Genomic DNA, 1,576 nt, shown 5'->3' with positions numbered 1-1,576 from the left:
GCGTTCTGCGGCTTCGCCCCCGGCTTTCCCTACCTGTCCGGGCTGCCCGCCGAGTTGGCGCTGCCCCGGCTGGCCCCGCCCCGACCCCGGGTCCCGGCCGGCTCGGTCGCGCTGGCAGGCCCGTACGCCGGCATCTATCCGGGCGCGTCGCCCGGCGGCTGGCAGCTGGTCGGCCGGACCGACCTGGTGCTGTTCGACGTCGCCGCCGATCCGCCGGCCCGCCTCAACCCGGGCACCACCGTCCGGATGGTGGCGGCGTGACCCACCCGGGCGCCATCGAGGTGCTCCGCGCCGGCGCGCTCACCACAGTGCAGGACCTCGGCCGGCCCGGCTGGGCGCACCTGGGCGTACCCCGCTCCGGCGCCCTCGACCCGGCCGCCCTGCGGCTGGCCAACCGGCTGGTCGGCAACCCGGAGCACGCGGCCGGCCTGGAGATCACCCTGACCGGCTGCACAGTGCGGCTGACCCGGGCCACCACTGTCGCGGTCACCGGTGCCGAGGTCCCGGTCCAGGCGGGTGCTCGGCCCGGTGACACCGGACGCCCGCTCAGCGTGCCGGCCGGCACGGTGCTGCGGATCGGCCCCGCCCGACGGGGCGTACGGAGCTGGCTGGCGGTCGCGGGCGGCATCGACGTGCCACCGGTGCTCGGCAGCCGGGCCACCGACACCCTCTCCGGGCTCGGCCCACCTGCGCTGCGGGACGGCGACCGGCTGCCACTGGGCGAACCGGTCGCCGCACCCGCGCCGGTCGACTCGACCAGCTGCGCCCACCCCGAGCCGGAGCTGCACCTGACGCTCGGCCCCGGCCCCCGCGAGGACTGGTTCACGCCGACTGCGTTCGACCGGCTCTTCGGCAGCGCGTACACCATCAGCCCGGTGAGCAACCGGGTCGGCGCGCGCCTCGCCGGCGCGCCGCTGCCCCGCGCGGTCGCCGGCGAACTCCCCAGCGAGGGCATCGTGCTCGGCGCGGTACAGGTGCCGGCGGACGGACAACCCCTGATCTTCCTCGCGGACCATCCGACCACCGGCGGATACCCCGTCATCGGGGTGGTCACCGACGTGACAGCGCTCGCGCAGGCACGGCCAGGTACTACCGTCAGATTCCATGGACCTCAACGCTGACCTGGGCGAGGGATTCGGCATCTGGCGACTCGGCGACGACAACGCGCTGCTGGACCTGGTGACCTCCGCCAACGTCGCCTGCGGCTTCCACGGCGGCGACCCGTCCACCATGCGGCGGGTCTGCGAGGGCGCCGCGCACCGTGGGGTGGCGGTGGGCGCGCAGGTCGGCTACCGCGACCTGGCCGGCTTCGGCCGGCGGCACATCGCGTACGACTTCGCCGAGCTCCGCGACGAGGTGACCTATCAGCTCGGGGCGCTGGACGCGTTCTGCCGGCTGTTCCGCACCCGGGTCCGCTACCTCAAGCCGCACGGCGCGCTCTACCACGCGGCCAGCATCGACGAATCCCAGGCGGCGGCGGTGGTCGCGGCGGTCACCGGCTACGACCCCGAGCTGCCGGTGCTCTGCCTGGCCGGGTCGACCCTCGCGCAACTCGCCGTCGGTGCCGGGCTGCCGG

At 75.7% G+C, this 1,576-nt stretch carries 3 protein-coding genes; all 3 read left to right on the top strand.

The features are described 5' to 3' along the window. On the top strand, window positions 1-261 hold a 261-nt coding region (locus tag KBX53_RS32480), incomplete at its 5' end, for a carboxyltransferase domain-containing protein (protein WP_210863681.1). Beyond that, on the top strand, window positions 258-1,121 hold the full coding sequence (locus KBX53_RS32475) for a biotin-dependent carboxyltransferase family protein (protein WP_210863679.1): 864 nt from the start codon (window positions 258-260) through the stop codon (window positions 1,119-1,121). The genes KBX53_RS32480 and KBX53_RS32475, both read left to right, overlap by 4 nt. Further along, on the top strand, window positions 1,105-1,576 hold a 472-nt coding region (locus tag KBX53_RS32470; RefSeq protein ID WP_210863677.1), incomplete at its 3' end, for a 5-oxoprolinase subunit PxpA. The genes KBX53_RS32475 and KBX53_RS32470, both read left to right, overlap by 17 nt.

The organism is Micromonospora sp. M51 (assembly GCF_018070305.1).
Taxonomy (GTDB): Bacteria; Actinomycetota; Actinomycetes; order Mycobacteriales; family Micromonosporaceae; genus Micromonospora; species Micromonospora parva.
Note: the sequence above shows the minus strand (reverse complement) of the source record. Positions and strands in the feature narration are given on the sequence as shown.